Origin of the sequence: Polaribacter sp. Hel1_33_78 (assembly GCF_900106075.1) — a bacterium.
Lineage (GTDB): Bacteria > Bacteroidota > Bacteroidia > Flavobacteriales > Flavobacteriaceae > Polaribacter.
The window spans coordinates 3,020,989-3,037,665 of sequence record NZ_LT629794.1 but is presented as its reverse complement, the minus strand read 5'-3'; the positions used below and the strand labels follow the sequence as shown (position 1 = coordinate 3,037,665).

14 protein-coding genes are annotated in these 16,677 nt (G+C 29.7%); 10 read left to right on the top strand and 4 right to left on the bottom strand.

What is annotated here, in order from left to right; all coding sequences use genetic code 11:
* Positions 1-70: 70 nt before the first annotated feature.
* The 3 genes from BLT88_RS13185 to BLT88_RS13175 are packed head-to-tail and all read left to right on the top strand — an operon-like array spanning position 71 to position 5,606.
* Positions 71-2,401 carry a two-component regulator propeller domain-containing protein gene (locus tag BLT88_RS13185; protein WP_091955336.1) on the top strand — a complete coding sequence of 777 codons (2,331 nt, stop codon included), beginning with the start codon at positions 71-73 and terminating at the stop codon, positions 2,399-2,401.
* Positions 2,401-3,123 (top strand): DNA repair protein RecO, encoded by a 723-nt coding sequence (recO, locus tag BLT88_RS13180; protein WP_091955335.1) that lies wholly within the window; start codon positions 2,401-2,403, stop codon positions 3,121-3,123. Before BLT88_RS13185 ends, recO begins: the two co-directional genes overlap by 1 nt.
* Positions 3,123-5,606 (top strand): TonB-dependent receptor, encoded by a 2,484-nt coding sequence (locus BLT88_RS13175; RefSeq protein WP_231960008.1) that lies wholly within the window; start codon positions 3,123-3,125, stop codon positions 5,604-5,606. The genes recO and BLT88_RS13175 overlap by 1 nt, the downstream gene beginning before the upstream one ends.
* Here the strand turns inward: BLT88_RS13175 and BLT88_RS13170 are convergent.
* Genes BLT88_RS13170 through BLT88_RS13155 form a run of 4 tightly spaced genes read right to left on the bottom strand, consistent with a single transcriptional unit; the run spans position 5,596 to position 8,801 of the window.
* Entirely contained in the window at positions 5,596-6,408 is an 813-nt protein-coding gene (locus BLT88_RS13170; RefSeq protein WP_036782758.1) for a class I SAM-dependent methyltransferase, read from the bottom strand. The two genes, BLT88_RS13175 and BLT88_RS13170, sit on opposite strands and share 11 nt — an antisense overlap.
* A 1-nt stretch (position 6,409) precedes the next feature.
* Positions 6,410-6,754, bottom strand: a complete 345-nt coding sequence (locus tag BLT88_RS13165) for an SdpI family protein (RefSeq protein WP_091955332.1) — start codon at positions 6,752-6,754, stop codon at positions 6,410-6,412.
* A gap of 3 nt (positions 6,755-6,757) precedes the next feature.
* A complete protein-coding gene (locus tag BLT88_RS13160) occupies positions 6,758-7,624 on the bottom strand; it encodes an acyl-CoA thioesterase II (protein ID WP_036782764.1) in 867 nt (288 codons plus the stop codon).
* On the bottom strand, positions 7,614-8,801 hold the full coding sequence (locus tag BLT88_RS13155; protein ID WP_231960007.1) for a GNAT family N-acetyltransferase: 1,188 nt from the start codon (positions 8,799-8,801) through the stop codon (positions 7,614-7,616). Before BLT88_RS13155 ends, BLT88_RS13160 begins: the two co-directional genes overlap by 11 nt.
* A gap of 417 nt (positions 8,802-9,218) precedes the next feature.
* Between BLT88_RS13155 and BLT88_RS13150 the strand changes: the two genes are divergently transcribed.
* The 7 genes from BLT88_RS13150 to trxA all read left to right on the top strand — a co-directional run bounded on the left by BLT88_RS13150 (position 9,219) and on the right by trxA (position 16,611).
* A complete protein-coding gene (locus BLT88_RS13150) occupies positions 9,219-10,334 on the top strand; it encodes an efflux RND transporter periplasmic adaptor subunit (RefSeq protein WP_091955329.1) in 1,116 nt (371 codons plus the stop codon).
* Between the two features lie 3 nt (positions 10,335-10,337).
* Positions 10,338-13,535 (top strand): efflux RND transporter permease subunit, encoded by a 3,198-nt coding sequence (locus tag BLT88_RS13145; RefSeq protein WP_091955327.1) that lies wholly within the window; start codon positions 10,338-10,340, stop codon positions 13,533-13,535.
* Positions 13,525-14,844 (top strand): TolC family protein, encoded by a 1,320-nt coding sequence (locus BLT88_RS13140; RefSeq protein WP_091955325.1) that lies wholly within the window; start codon positions 13,525-13,527, stop codon positions 14,842-14,844. The genes BLT88_RS13145 and BLT88_RS13140 overlap by 11 nt, the downstream gene beginning before the upstream one ends.
* Before the next feature lie 65 nt (positions 14,845-14,909).
* Entirely contained in the window at positions 14,910-15,038 is a 129-nt protein-coding gene (locus BLT88_RS14455; protein WP_297799581.1) for a hypothetical protein, read from the top strand.
* 94 nt (positions 15,039-15,132) lie between these two features.
* A complete protein-coding gene (locus tag BLT88_RS13135; RefSeq protein WP_091955323.1) occupies positions 15,133-15,774 on the top strand; it encodes a Crp/Fnr family transcriptional regulator in 642 nt (213 codons plus the stop codon).
* Between the two features lie 53 nt (positions 15,775-15,827).
* Positions 15,828-16,304: a c-type cytochrome gene (locus BLT88_RS13130; RefSeq protein WP_091955321.1), complete on the top strand. Its 477-nt coding sequence runs from the start codon at positions 15,828-15,830 to the stop codon at positions 16,302-16,304.
* Between the two features lie 10 nt (positions 16,305-16,314).
* Positions 16,315-16,611: a thioredoxin gene (trxA, locus tag BLT88_RS13125; RefSeq protein WP_091955319.1), complete on the top strand. Its 297-nt coding sequence runs from the start codon at positions 16,315-16,317 to the stop codon at positions 16,609-16,611.
* Positions 16,612-16,677 lie beyond the last annotated feature (66 nt).

The following is a 16,677-nucleotide window of genomic DNA, read 5'->3' as shown; positions in this document are numbered from 1 at the left end:
TTGTACGAATATACCCGTTTTTATCGTTAGTTTAGAATTATTAAATATCTTTGAATCTATAAACAAACATATGAAAAAGTTATTTTTTCTCTTTCTATCTTTAATCTATTTACCAATTTTTTCTCAGAATGATTATAGTGATTCTTGGGAAGATTTTTATTCTTACAATAACGTTAAGGATTTTGTAAAAGTTGATAACATTATTTATGCACTAGTAGATAATGCTTTTTTTACTTATAATGAAACTAATTCTGAAATTAAAAAATTTTCATCTATTCAAGGTTTATCAGGAGAAACTGCATCTTCAATTCACTACAATGCTACTTTTAAAAGAGTCGTTATTGGTTATCAGAATGGATTGGTTGAGGTAATTGACGAAAATGGAGCAATTACCATTTCAGCAGATATTGTAAACTTTAATCAATCAGGCGCAAAAAGTATCAATCATATTTCTGAATTTGGCAATACATTATATTTATCTACACCATTTGCAATTGTGGAATATGATATAGAAAAGTTAGAGTTTGGAGATACTTTTTTTATTGGAGATAGCTCTACTTCTCTAGAGATACACAAAACTTTAATTTCTGATGGAAAAATTTATGCAGTAACCGAAGATGGAATTTTCACAGCAGATGTTACGAGTAAACTTCTAATCGATTTTAATAGTTGGCAACAATTATTTGGTGGTCGTAATTTTAGCAAAATTACATTTTTTAATAATCAAATTTATGTTAGTGAAGATAATAAGTTATTTCAGTTTAATGCAGGTCTATTAATTGAAATTAAAGACTATTCTGAAAAAATTATAGGATTAAAATCATCAGGTGCTAATTTAGTAGTTTCCTTAAGTAAAAGTGCTATTATTTTAAATTCAGCAAATAATCAAGTAAATATCTTTAACACTACTACAGATTTTGATTTTACACTAAATACAGCTTTCATTCAAGAGAATACAATGTATTTAGCTACAAATGAATTTGGTGTTTTAAAGACAAGTTTAGATGAAATAACCACTTATAACGAAATCCATCCAGAAGGACCTTTGTCCAATGATATTTTTTCTATTGCTGTTAAAGACGATAATCTTTGGGTAGTTTATGGAGGTTATGAAGGTACCTATACACCGATTCAAAATAAACAAGGATTTAGTCATTTTAACTCAGAAAATTGGATAAACACTAGGTTTAATCCTGATTTTCCTGTCATAGATTTAAATTATGTTTCCATAGACCCAATAGTAGACAATAGAGTTTATATCAGTTCTTTTGGAGATACTGGAGCTATTAATTCTGTTTCTACCGGAGGTTTATTAGTTGTAGAGAATGATGGTGTAAAAACGTTTTATAATCATCTCAATAGCCCTTTAGAAGATATTGTTTTTAATGATCCAAGCAGAGTTACTATAAGGGTAAGCGGAACTGGTTTTGATAGTCAAGGAAATCTATGGGTTTCGAGTATAAGCTTTGGTGAAGAATTAAAAAAATTATCACCTTCAGGCCAATGGAGCAGTTTCGATTTAAGTTCTGTAAAAACAGTAAGCGATAAGTTAGGTTTAAGTGAAATTGCTATTGATAATAGCAATAGCATTTGGATTGGAACTAGAAGAAATGGAGTGTTTGTTTTTAACGAAAATGGTAATAGAAAAAGAGCTTTAATAGCAACACCAAATCTTGGCAATTTACCGGATGCAGATGTGCTTTCTATTGCTGTAGATAAAAGTAATAGAGTATGGTTAGGTACAAGGATTGGTATGGTGGTTTATAGAAATGCATCTGGAGTTTTTGATGCGGATATTTTAAATGCTCAACCTGTAGTTATTGAAGAAAATGGCATTGGGGAGAGATTATTAGGTGATCAACGAATTAATACAATCGTTATTGACGGTGCAGATAATAAATGGTTTGGAACAGATAAGGGAGGCGCAGTTTATACAAATCCTTCAGGGCAAACTACATTAGCTAATTTTAGTAAAGAGAATTCACCTTTACCAACTAATAAAATTTTAAAAATTAGAGTTGATAAAAGTAATGGTAAAGTATATTTTGCAACGGATAAGGGCATTGTTGTTTACAAAAGCGGGGTGGCAACTTTTGGTGAAGTTTTGGGCGATGTATATGCATACCCAAATCCTGCTTTAAAAAATCATGAAACCATTACTATTGATGGCAGAAAAGGAACGCATTTGCCTAAAGGAACTAATGTAAAAATTTTGGATGTTGCTGGCAACTTAGTTTATGAAACTAATGTTATAGAAGGACAAGAATTACAGGGAGGTAAAGTAGTTTGGAATAAAAAAAACTTAGCAGGCAATAAAGTTGCATCTGGTGTTTATATTATTTTATTATCTAATGATGATGGCTCAGAAACAGCTACAGCTAAACTTGCAATTGTAAATTAATGGCTCTTCTGAATACAAAAGCAATTGTTTTAAGTTCAATAAAATATGGTGAAACAAGCTTAATTATAAAGTGCTACACACAAGAAGAAGGCGTTAAATCGTATTTAATTAGAGGTGTTTTAAAACCGAAAAAAAAAGGAATAAAAGCAGCGCATTTTCAACCTTTAACGCAATTAAAAATTATTGCGAATCACAACACAAAAAACACTTTAAATTCTATAAAAGAAGTACATGTAATTCACCCTTATAAAAGTATTCATACAAATATCGTAAAGCAATCTGTTGTGCTGTTTTTGTCAGAGGTTTTAGCAAATTCTATTCAAGAAGAAGAGCAAAATTTAGCACTTTATGAGTATTTAGAAACCGCCTTTATTTGGCTGGATTTGCATGATAAAGTTGCAAATTTCCATTTATTATTTCTTTTAAACTTAACTGGGTTTTTAGGGTTTTATCCTGACACCTTAGAAATACATAAAAAAGGTTTTGATTTATTAGAGGGTACTTTTTCAGATAGCATTCATGAAAAAAATGTGATTTCAAATAACGATTTTTATCAATTTAAAAAGCTCTTGGGCATCATTTTTGATACCTTAGAAAACGTAGCTTACAGTAAAGATGAAAGGCAATTGGTTTTGCAAGTTATTATTCAGTATTTTAAGCTACATTTGGGCAATTTTAGAGACCCTAAATCCTTACAAGTTTTAGAAACAGTATTTAGTTGATGATGAAGTATATTCTTTTAGTATTTGTAGTTTTATTTAGTAGTGCAGCCTTTGGGCAAGAAGTAAAAATCTTAGATAAAAAAACAGGCAAAATAATAAGAAATGTTACTATTTATAACAAGTCTAAAACGATTAGTCTAACGACGAATAATTTAGGTATAGCAGATATTTCTACTTTTAAGAATGATGAAGTAATTATTTTTTCTCATTTGTCTTATGCAAATCGTAGAATTAAAAAAGCTACTTTAAGAAAACAAAAATTTATTATTTATCTCAATAAGCAATCAGAGGAATTAGATGAAATAGTAATTTCAGTTTTTAAAAGAGAAGAAAAAACAAAAAGAATCGCTGAACAAATAGCAGTACTTTCATCTAAAGATATTCAAAATTTTTCGCCTCAAACTTCTGCAGATCTATTGGCCATAATTCCTGGAATTAAAGTTCAAAAATCACAATTTGGTGGAGGAAGTCCTGTAATTCGCGGAATGGAATCGAATAGGGTATTATTAGTAATTGATGGGGTTAGAATGAACAATGCTATTTATAGAAAAGGACACTTGCAAAGCTCCATTACGATTGCACCAAACTTATTAGATAAAACAGAAGTAGTTTTTGGACCATCTTCTGTAATTTATGGTTCAGATGCTTTAGGGGGTGTCATTCATTATTATACAAAAACACCTAAATTATCAGAAGAAAATGAGGTGAAGAGTCAATTTTTTTCTCGGTTTTCAAGTGTAAATCAAGAAATTACCACCAATGTTTCTGCTGAATTAAGTTATGAAAATTGGGCTTCTTTTACGAGTATTTCTTATTCAGATTTTGGAGAATTAAAAGCTGGTAAAAACAGAAATCATGGCTTTTCTAATTGGGGAAAAGTTTTCTATTACTCTACAAATGTTAATGGAAATTACTCTGAAAATCCAACGATAAATTCCGATCCAAATTTATTAAGAAACACGGGATATAATCAAACAGATGTGTTGCAGAAATTCTTTGTTCCACTATCAAAAAATACAGATTTAAAAGTAAATCTGCAATATTCCACGTCATCTAATATTCTCAGATTTGATAGATTAACAGAGTTAAGAGATCTATCTGACACTTCTTCTCTAAAGTTTGCAGAGTGGTCTTATGGTCCCCAAAAAAGATTGTTAATTTCTTCGCAATTATTGATCAATCCTAATAAAAATTGGTTAGAAAGCGGAACTTTAACTGCGGCTTACCAAAGCCTTCAAGAAAGCAGGATTCAGAGAAAATTTGGAAATTTAGATCGTTCTTACAGAGAAGAAAATGTAGATGTATTTAGTGTCAATGGTGATTTTTCTTTGACTTTAACAGAAGATAAAACAAGGGCTTTATCTTATGGTTTTGAATTTGCTTATAATGATGTTTCCTCTAACTCTTATGGTAAAACGTTAAATGTTTCTAATGGAGAAATCAATGATTTTACTGAGGATTTTAAAGTGCAATCACGTTATCCTGATGGTGGAAGTGATTATTTTAGTTCTGCTCTTTACATTAATTACAGACAAGATCTCAATAGTAAATCAACTTTAAATTCTGGTATTAGATTTACAACTACAAATTTACATGCAACATGGATAGACGAAACATTTATTCAGCTTCCAGAAAATGATATTAGTGCAAATAATTCTGCAATCACAGCAACTTTAGGATATGTCTATAAGCCAAATAAAAATTGGCAATTAAATAGTGTTCTTTCTTCTGGTTTTCGTTCGCCTAATATAGACGATGTTGGTCGAGTTCGAGAAAAAAGTGGAGATGTAACTGTCCCAAATACTAATGTGAAACCAGAGTTCGCTTATAATGCAGAAGTAGGAATTCAAAAGTATTTCAATAATAGAAAATTTGGTTTAAGTGCAAATGTATTTTACACCTTGTTAAAGGACTATATAATTAGAGACAGTTTTACAATAAATGGAAGTAATCAAGTTTTATTTGATGGTGAGTATGGAAATGTAGTTGCCAATCAGAATAGGGGAAATGCATTTATTACAGGGTATACATTTAGTTATTTAGGGAAACTTTCTAATACTTGGAATACATCTGGCTTTATAACATATACAAAGGGCAGAACTTATGATACAGAAGAACCTATGTCCTCAATTCCGCCTTTATTTGGTCAGTTTGAGGTAAATTACAAAAAAGAAAAAATAGAAGTTGGTGCAGCTTTAAGGTTTAATAGTAAAAAGGATATTGCAGATTTTAATTTTTCTGAAGGAATTGATAATCATGATTTAACGCCTATCGTGGATGCAAATGCCGTTAATAATACAGATATATACTTTGGCTCTCCAAGTTGGGTGACTGTTGGTGTAAATGGACGGTATTCAGTAACTGAAAATTTTTCAGTACAAGCAAGATTAGATAATCTTTTGGATGAACATTATATAGAGTTTGCCTCTGGGGTTTCTTCCCCTGGAAGAAATCTATCTGTTTCTTTTGTAGCTAATTTTTAATAAGTCTTAAAATCCAGACATCCTGCTGCGGTTGGCTATTTCGGGTTTCTCCAGGAATATGTTTTAGAACTTTTAAATTGTTTTTAGAACAAAGTTTTTTCATGAATTTAGGAGATTGGTAAGAGGCATACAATCTATTCCCTTCTTTTTTATATCCATGGACAACTAGGTTCCCATTCTCATAAATTACTTGTTCTTTTGGCAAAAGTTTAAACTTATGAGCATCTCCATGCGTTGTTAAAAACAAAATTCCATCATTTTTCAGAACTCTCGTTAATTCAATTATCCAAGAAAAATGTAACTCTTCAGAAAGGTGCGTAAAAATTGATATTCCATAAATAATATCCATAAAATCATCCTTAAAATCTAGATTAGGCTTCAGGAAATTATTTTTAAATTGAATGCCTTCTAAATTTTCGGAACACCATGTGACATACTTTTTATTATAATCTGTGCCATAAAAAGAATTAGAGGTATCTAAAATAGTTGGCAAATGTCTTAAAATTCTTCCAGTTCCGCAACCCCAATCTAAAATAGAGAGATTTGTAAAATTTTTAAATTCATTTATATGATTTACTAACCATGCTGCAGTTGGTTTTCCATTAGTATAAAACTTATCATAATTCATATTGAAAGTTTCATACAAGTAAAAGTCTGGCGGTAGCTTTACGGTTGGGTTATTTTTTTTAAAATTCTGATTACTTTTTCTGTTTTTCCACTTTTGTCGCTGAAAATTTATTTGCTCAATAACAGGAAGCAAGTTAAATTTGGATAATATTTTTTTTAATGTAATTTTTTTCATCTTATTTGCTTTTTCCTTGCTCTGTAAAATTATCGGATAAGGCTCTTTCAGTTTTAATAATTGAAACTAAAATAGAAAGCATCACTAAAACCATAGGTTCCCATGTTAATTCTTTGAATGAAAAGCTAGCTAAAAGCAAACCTCCAAGAAAAGAAAAGCCACTATACATTAAAAAAGTTTTATTAAAAGTAGTATTTGCAAAATTCCAAATTTTCTCATTTAGCATTGCTTTATGTGTTCTGTAGCCATATAAACCGTTGATTTTTTTTGGTGGAAATTTCCAAAAAATAACAGCTAATAAAAACAATACACCATTTGTGGTTAAAACATATGTAATTGAACTCATATCTTATTTCTTTTTAGGTCTTAATAAGCCTTCTTGCGCAAAAGAAGCGATTAACTTACCATCTCTTGTGTAAATATTTCCTTTTGATAAACCTCTTGCACCATATGCATTCGGAGATTCAGCAGAGAACAACATCCAATCGTTAAAGTCAAAATCTCTAAAAAACCACATAGAATGATCTAAACTAGCAGTTTGTGTATTGTTAAAATTATATTCTTTCGCATTAGGATTAAAAGCAGCATTTAGCACATTATAATCAGATATATAGGTTAAAATTTGATGCTTTAAAGGTAAATCCATTTTTGAAACATCCCCTTTTAATTTAAACCAAATTTCTTCTTTAGCAGGCAAATTTTCTGGTTCTAAAGGATTAGGAATTCGAACAGGTTTAAAATCAATTGGACGTTCTATACTTAAAAAATATTTTAAAGATTTTGGTAAAAAATCTCCAAACTGAGAAACCAAGTCTTCCCAGCTTAATAATTCTTCTGGTTGTTTTATATCAGAGTCAATTGCTAATTGATGCTCAAAACCTTCTTCAACTTTATGAAAAGAAGCCGCTAAAATAAAAATGGTTTTATCATTTTGTTTCGCAGTAACTCTTCTTGTAGAAAAACTGCCGCCATCCCTCACTTCTTCAACATGATAATTAATAGGTATCGTTAAATCTCCTGCTTCTAAAAAATAAGCATGTAAAGAATTTATGAATCTATTTTCTTTAATGGTTCTATAAGCAGCATTTACTGCTTGAGCTAGCACTTGACCTCCAAAAACATGAGGACTTCCAATAGTTATACTTTTTCCAGAAAAAACATTGTTTTTAATTTCTTTTAAATTTAAAAGTGCGATTAGTTCTTTGCTATTTTTCATCAGGATTTTTTACAGTTTTAAATGGAAGTTTTTGTTGAAATGCTGTTGGCTGTACTCGTTGCAAAAGTAGCTTTAAAATTCTATTTTTAATACTTTTTTTATGACGAAGATACATAGTTAAGCCTTGTGGTTCTGCCCCAACAGAACTTTTGATTTCGCTAGCGGTTCTGCCAAAATTAACGGTTTTTAATTTTTTATTGATGGCAATTTCTATATAATCGTACAACATTCTTTGGTAGATAGCATATGCTCTATTTAAATTATAATCAATGCCTACAAAGTGGGCATCTAAAGATTTTTGGTTGATAACTCCTGAAATAAAACCAACAATCTTATCGTCTAGCCAGTAGGTTTTTAAGATATAATCATCAGCGAATTTTTCTTTTAAATCTTTGTATGTTTCTAAATTAAAACTTCCCAAATTAAAATTTGCATTCGAAGCAACCTTTTCATATAAAGCCGTCATCTTTGGCAATTTTTTGTCAATATTTTGTAAGGTAACTTCTTCAATACGAATTACTGCACTTTGTTTAAAGGCTTTTCTTGCTTTTACTCTAAACTTCGTTTTCATTGATGCCAAATAATCCTCAAAATTTTGCCAATCGTTGTGCAGTTGAAGTTGCATGTTTGGTTCCACTGAAAATGTATGGTAACTAAAATCTTTTAATTCATCTGTAATAAAAAGAGACTCTTTAGCGAAGTCTTTTATTAGAAAAGCATCAATCTGTTTTTTTAACTTTTTATTTGAATTTACAAAATGATTAATACTTTCTGCGAGTTCTTTTATAACTACTTTTTTATCTTGATTTTTTTTAATAAAAACACCATGTTCTCCACTCACAAAAGTATTACCACAGATCAATAATTTTAGGGGTTTTTTATCTGGAAAAACATGTAATTTTCGGCCAATATTTTTCAAGAACTCTAAATCATTTTTAATGGAATCTATATAAAAATCAATAATTTTTATACTTGCAAATGCGATTGGTTGGTTATTTTGATCAACTAAGACAATGTAAGAAAAAATGATATCTGGATGATTTTTTTCTAAGGCATTTATAAAATTTGGATGAAAATAAATATTTGCTGTACATTTTAATTCATCCCAAATTTTGGTAGGAATTTCATCTACAGAAGAGAAAAATAATGCGGTATTTGAGTTAGAGTAGCAAATCAAATTAATGAATAGATTGTTTTAATTTTATAGAGCCCTTTAAAGTGGCCTTTTTAATTTGCATTGTGCTGTTTTTATTGGCAATAATTTACTATTTCACCAAATTAATTGAATTGTTTTCAATTTTAAATAATTATTACTTCAAATAAAATGCAATTTTTTATAACAATGAAATTTTTTTGTAGCTAAATGTAAATATGCTTCTTTGAAATCTTTAAAAATTCTGAAGTTAGATTTTAAAACATATGATAAAGTTGATAAAAAAAATCGATTCTAAAAAATTTAGTTTAAAAATCATAATTATAACGTTTTTTTAACAAACTTCCTTTTAAACTATAAAGGATAGCTTATGTCTTAAAAGTATCTTTGCGTAATCAAAATCTTTCATAACTCATCTAAAGAAAGGCCAATTAACTAATTATGAGAAAAATAATTCTAGCTATTCTAGGAATTTTAGCGATTACAGGTGCCATCCTTTTAGGAAACTATTTAGTAGAAAAAAATAAAAAGCCTAAACCAAAGTTTAAAAGGCAAGTAAAAACTGTTTTTGTAGAAAATGTAGAGAACAAAGAAATTCCTATTATTCTATCTGCAAGTGGAAGTCTTTTGGCAAAAAATAAAATTGATTTATTTTCTGAGGTTCAAGGGATTTTAAAGCCTTCAAAAAAAGCGTTTAAAGCTGGAACAAGTTTTTATAAAGGAGAAACGTTATTAAGTTTAAATAGCGATGAGTTTTATGCCAGTTTACAATCTCAAAAAAGTAACCTATACAATCTAATTACGGCTGTAATGCCAGATTTAAGATTAGATTATCCGAATAATTTTAAGAAGTGGGAAAACTATTTAGAAAATTTCAACATTAATGAAATAACTCCTGAATTACCAGTATTTACATCAGATAAAGAAAAATATTTCATTTCTGGTAAAGGAATTTTAACGGCTTATTATAATGTTAAGAATTTAGAAGTTCGTTTTGCAAAGCATCAAATTAAAGCTCCTTTTTCTGGAGTGTTAACTGAAGCTTCAGTAAATCCAGGAACTTTGGTGAGAATTGGCCAGAAGTTAGGAGAATTCATAGATCCAACTGTTTATGAAATGGAAGTTTCAATTAATGCTGAATTCTCAGATTTACTAAAAATAGGCAATTCCGTAGTACTATCTAATTTAGGAAAATCAAAAAAATATGCTGGAAAAGTAGTACGTGTAAATGGCAGAGTAGATCAAGCCTCTCAAACTATAAAGGTGTTTATAGATGTTAAACATCCAGACTTAAAAGAAGGAATGTTTTTAGAAGTAAATTTAGTGGCTAAATCTGAAAGTGAAGCTGTAAAGATTTCAAGAAAATTGTTGGTGGATAATAGTGCTGTTTATACGGTAGAAAATGACACCATTTTAAGGCTAGTAAATATTCAGACAGTTTATTTTGGAGCAGAAAATGTAGTTATTAGAGGACTGAAAAATAACGAAAAAATTTTGACACAAACTTTGCCCGGAGCTTTTGATGGAATGATTGTGAAAATTAATAAAAAGAAGTAACGCATGAAAAAAATCATTACTTACTTTATAAAATACCCGGTTGCTGTAAATGTAATTATACTTGCATTTTTTGTTTTTGGTATTTTAGGTGCTATTAGCATGAAATCTTCCTTTTTTCCATTAGTAGATTCACAATTAATTAGAATTTCTTTGGCATATCCAGGGGCATCTCCTGCAGAAATGGAAGAAGGTGTTGTGCTTAAAATTGAAGATAATTTAAAGGGTATTGTTGGTGTTGAAAGAGTAACTTCAGTATCAAGAGAAAATTCAGCAAGTGTAAATGTTGAAGTAGAAAAAGGAAAAAATATAGATGTCGTTTTATCTGATGTAAAAAATGCAGTAGATAGAGTTGCTTCTTTCCCTTCAGGGATGGAACCACCTGTAATTGCAAAAGTTGAAAATAATCGTCCAACAATTAGTTTTACCATAAGTGGAGAAAAGGTTTCTTTAAAAGCTTTAAAACAATATGCAAGAAATGTAGAAAATGATATCCGAGGTATTGAAGGAATTTCTCAAGTTGCAGTTTCTGGGTATCCAGACGAAGAAATTGAAATAGCCGTTCGTGAAAATGATTTAAGGGCATATAATTTATCAATAACAGAAGTATCAAACGCTGTTAGAAATTCTAATATTTTAATCACAGGTGGAAACATAAAGACTGAAGATGAAGATTATTTAATTCGTGCAAGTAATCGTTCTTATTATGGAATTGAACTACAAAATCTGATTGTAAGAACTGAAATTAATGGAAATATTATTCGTTTAAAAGACGTTGCAGAATTAAGAGATACCTGGTCTGAGAACCCAGATAGACTTTATTATAATGGAAATTTAGCAATAGATATTACCGTTAGTAACACCAATAACGAAGACTTAATTTCATCAGCAGATAAAATTAAAGTATATATAGAAAAATATAATCAAGTACAGCAAAATGTCCAGTTAAGTGTTACAAGTGATAGAAGTACTACCTTAAATGACAGAACTTGGTTGTTGGCTAAAAATGCAATTTCAGGAATACTTTTAGTACTTTTTTTCTTGGCATTATTTTTAAACTTACGTTTGGCATTTTGGGTGGCTTTTGGTTTGCCAATATCTTTTTTAGGGATGTTCGTATTTGCTGCACAATTAGGTGTTACTATTAATGTTTTATCCTTATTTGGGATGATTATTGTGATTGGTATTTTGGTTGATGACGGAATTGTAATCGGAGAAAACATTTATCACCATTATTACGATTTAGGAAAATCTAAAATTAGAGCGGCTATAGACGGAACAATGGAAGTAATTCCTCCAATAGTCTCAGCGATTTTAACCACAATAATTGCATTTTCTACCTTCTTTTTTGTTGATGGGAGAATAGGAAGTTTCTTTGGTGAAGTTTCTACAATTGTTATACTTACTTTAAGTGTTTCTTTAATTGAGGCATTGATAATTCTTCCTGCTCATATTGCACATTCTAAAGCATTGGATAGAAAAAAATTAGAAAACGGAGAAGAGAAAAAAACAAATAAAATTGATAGATTTTTTAAGAAAATAAATAAAAGTGCAGATACTCTTTTAGGAAAATTTAGAGATACTTATTATGTGCCGTTTTTAAAGTTTTCTTTACATAATAAATTTTTTATTTTTTGTGTTTTTGTAGCCTCACTTTTAATAAGCTTTTCTGCGTTAACAGGAGGTGTAATTAAGAGTTCCTTTTTCCCAAGAATCGCTAGTGATAGAGTGCAAATTACTCTAAATATGCCACAAGGAACGAATGAGAAAATCACAGATTCTTTGATTTCCTATATTGAGGAGAGAGTTTGGTTGGTGAATAAAGAATATACAGAAAAACAAACTGGCAATTTACAAGTTGTTGAAAATATAATTAAAAGAGTAGGTCCGGGAAGCGCAAATGCAACATTAAGTGTAAACCTTTTGCCTGGCGAAACTAGAGATTTTTCATCGCCGGAAATTACAAATGCTATTCAGCAAAAAGTAGGCAAAGTATACGGGGTAGAAAGTTTGATTTTTGGCTCTGGGGGTAACTTTGGTGGGAGCCCAGTTGCAGTTTCTTTATTAGGAAATAATATTAAAGAATTAAAAGCTGTTAAAGACGAACTAAAGGAAGAATTAGAAAACAATCCTTTGTTAAAAGATGTTACAGACAATGACCCTGCAGGAATAAAAGAAGTTAAAATTACCTTAAAAGACAATGCATATGTGTTAGGTCTAAACCTTCAAACAGTTATGGCGCAGGTTCGAAGTGGCTTTTTTGGTTTTCAAGCACAACGGTTTCAAAGGGGGCAAGACGAAATAAAAGTTTGGGTGCGTTATGATAAAAAAGACAGATCTTCTATTAAAAATTTAGATGATATGCGCATTATAACACCAGCAGGAGCAAGAATACCATTTTCTGAAATTGCAGACTACGTTATAGAAAGAGGAGATATTGCAATAAACCACTTAGAAGGAAAAAGGGAAATTCAAATTACGGCAGACTTAAAAGATTTAAGTGCAAGTGAGACCGAAATTTTAGATAATATTAAAACGAATATTATGCCAGAAATTCTGTCGAAGTACCCAACAGTTACTCCTATGTATGAAGGGCAAAATAGAGAAGCCAAAAAAACTACGGATTCTTTAAACCTGGTTGGCCCAATCATTTTACTGTTAATTTATATTGTAATTGCTTTTACATTCCGTTCTTATAGTCAACCAGTTTTACTGATTGTTATGATTCCTTTTAGTATGATTGGTGTTATTTGGGGGCATTATTTTCACAATTTTGCGATTGGAATTTTATCCTTTTTAGGAATTATTGCCTTGATAGGAATTATGGTAAATGATGGTTTGGTGCTAATAGGAAAATTTAATAATTATCTAAAAGAAGGAATAAAATTTGACGATGCTTTGGTAAGAGCAGGTCAATCTCGTTTTAGAGCTATTTTTTTAACTTCATTAACTACGGTAGCTGGTTTAGCACCTTTAATTTTTGAAAAAAGTAGACAGGCACAATTTTTAATACCTATGGCTATTTCAATTGCTTATGGTATTGCTATTGCTACCGTTTTAACATTGGTAATGTTGCCGTTATTATTGTCTGTTTCTAACACCATTAAAGTGGGCGTTAAATGGTTAAAAACTGGTAATGAAATTACTAAAGAAGAAGTAGAAAGAGCTATTATTGAATCTAAATTTGATGAAGATGAAATTTAATAAAATTAAAATAATAATTGTCGTTGTTTTATCGACTTTACCGGGGTTTTCTCAAGATATTCTTACCAAGAAAGATGCATTAAAAATTACTTTAGAAAATAACTTCGGAATTAAAATTGCAAATAATAATTTAGAAGTTGCAAAAAACAATACAAGTATTTATAATACTGGTTTTTTGCCAACAGTAGCTGTTTCTTCAGGTGCAAATTATAGAAGAGATAATCAAACAATTAATCGACAAGATGGCACATCTATAAGTATAGATGGCGCTGTAACAAAATCTTATAATGCATCCCTAAACTTAAATTATACAATTTTTGATGGATTGGGTAGAAAATATAATTATCAGCAATTAAAAGAAACTTATAATTTAACAGAATTACAAGCAAAAGAAACGATTGAAAATACTTATTTACAGTTATTTACAGCCTATTTTCAAATTGCAAGACTGTCAGAAAATAAAAAAAATTTAAATGAAGCTTTATCTATTTCTAAACAAAGATTACAGCGTGCAAAATATCAATACGAATATGGACAATCTACCAAATTAGATTTGCTAAATGCAGAAGTAGATGTAAATAATGATAGCATTACGTCAATAAATGCTCATCAACTATTAAGCAGTGCAAAGCGAGGTTTAAATATAATTTTAGGTGTTGAGAAAGAAGTAAGTTATACAGTAGAAACGAAAGTAGATTTTATTGAAATAATGAATTTTAAAGATCTAAATAAGAAGGTTTTGGTGAATAATTCGCTTTTAAAACAAAATAAAAAAAATATTGCTATTAGCGAGTTTAATATTAAGGTAAACAAAGCTAATTATCTCCCATCTTTAGGGTTAAACACTTCTTATGGTTGGAATAAAAGTGAAAATCCAGCAACTTCTTTTTTAGCTGGATCAACAGCAAACGGATTAAATGCTGGCTTAAGTTTATCTTGGAATGTGTTCGATGGAGGAAGTACAAAAACAAGAGTAGCGAACTCAAAAATTGCTTTGGAAAATCAACAAATTTTGTTGGAACAACAAAAAGTAACTATAGAAAATAATCTAAAAAATACTTGGCAAAATTATCAAAACCAATTGTTCATTCTCAAAGCGCAGGAAAAAAACGTTTTAACTACCCAAAATAATTTTGAGAGAAGCAAAGAACGTTATAAATTAGGTCAAATTACTTCTGTAGAATTTAGGCAAGCACAGATTAATTTAATCAATTCTAAAACAGCCTCTAACAATGCAAAATTTGATGCAAAGTTGATAGAATTACAACTTTTACAACTAAGTGGAGATATTTTAAATATAAGTTTTTAAGAAACTGATTTTGCTCATATATTAAATGTAAGTTTCGATTTACTTTTATGCTCAAATATTAATATATGAGTTTATTAACCTTACCACAAGTTTCTTGGACAAATGGCACCATTATGATTGGTGTATTTGCTTTTGTGTCTTTAGCCTTAGTAGCTGCAGTATTCCTTTTAATCAATAGCGAGAAACCTAAATAGTAATAGTTTAGTGCGTAAAACATGTGTTAGAACCTAAGTTTTCACCTAATTTTTATTTCACTAAATTTATAAAATTAAAGTAAATATATTTTAAATGTTAGAAGCTATAAATAAGTTAACAACCAATTTTGGTTACCTTTTTGAAGAAGATTTAATTTCAGAAATAAGTGAATTAGGAATTTCTAAGGCATTTATAGAAGATTCCAAGATTATAGAAGTTGGAGATTATATAAGGTCGATGCCACTATTAATTTCTGGAGCGATTAAAATTCTGAGAGAAGATGAGCATGGAGAAGAGTTAGTTCTATATTATTTAGAAAAAGGAGATACCTGTGCCATGACGCTTTCTTGTTGCATGGGACAAACAAAAAGTAAAATTAGAGCGGTTGCAGAAACAAACGTAGAACTAATTATGCTTCCAAAAGAAAAAATGTTAGAATGGTTAGGGAAATATAAAACTTGGCAAACATATATTTTACAGAGTTATCATAGTAGAATGGATGAACTACTAGAAGCAGTTGATACAATTGCTTTTTTAAAAATGGATGAACGTCTTTTTAAATACTTAAAAGACAAAGCAATGGTTGTGCATAATGATGTTTTACATGTAACTCATAAAGAAATTTCTGAGGATTTACATACATCTAGAGTTGTTATATCTAGGCTATTAAAAAAACTAGAAAATGAAGGAAAAATAAAGTTGTTTAGAAATAGTATAAAAGTTTTAGAATTGTAACATTAGTTACAGAATAGAAATTTGATACTACTTATTTTTGTAATAAAAAAAAGATGAAGTCACTTACGCTTTTTATACTATTTGCTTTTTTATTTAGTTGTAAAAATTCTCAAAAGCCATCTTACGAAACTAAGAAGTCAGTTTCAAAAAATCAAGAATATCCTGGTAAAAGTTTAATGCAAACGAACTGTTACGTTTGTCACAGTCCAACAGCAGCAGAATCTAACAGAATTGCTCCTCCAATGATTGCCATTAAAAAGCATTATATAAATAAGAACACCACGAAAGCAGCGTTTATAAAATCAATGCAAAGTTGGATTAAAAACCCAACAATAGAAAACGCAAAAATGTATGGAGCTGTAAAACGTTTTGGGTTGATGCAAAAACAAGCCTTCCCAGAAGAAGCTATAAAACTAATTTCAGATTATATGTTTGATAATGAAATTGAGAAGCCAGAGTGGTTTGATGATCATTATAATAGACGCAGAGGCATAGGAATGCAAAATAGGATAAAAAAAATGAGTAATTAATTTTTTAAAAATGAGCAATTTTTCCCAAATTATAAATCAAGATAAATTAGTTTTAGTAGACTTTTTTGCGGAGTGGTGCGGGCCGTGTAAAATGATGAGTCCAATTTTAAAACAAGTAAAAGATGCTTTAGGAGATAAAGTTTCTATTATTAAAATTGATATTGATAAAAATCAACCTTTAGCAACTAAGTATCAAGTTAGAGGTGTACCTACTTTAATTTTATATAAATCAGGTAAACAAGTTTGGAGGCAATCTGGAGCGGTACAAAAAAATGAGTTAGTTTCTATTATTAATAATTTTGGTTGATTATAATAATAGTATTGGTTGAAGAGCATCTGATTAATTTCAGATGCTCTTTTTTGTCTACAGTTC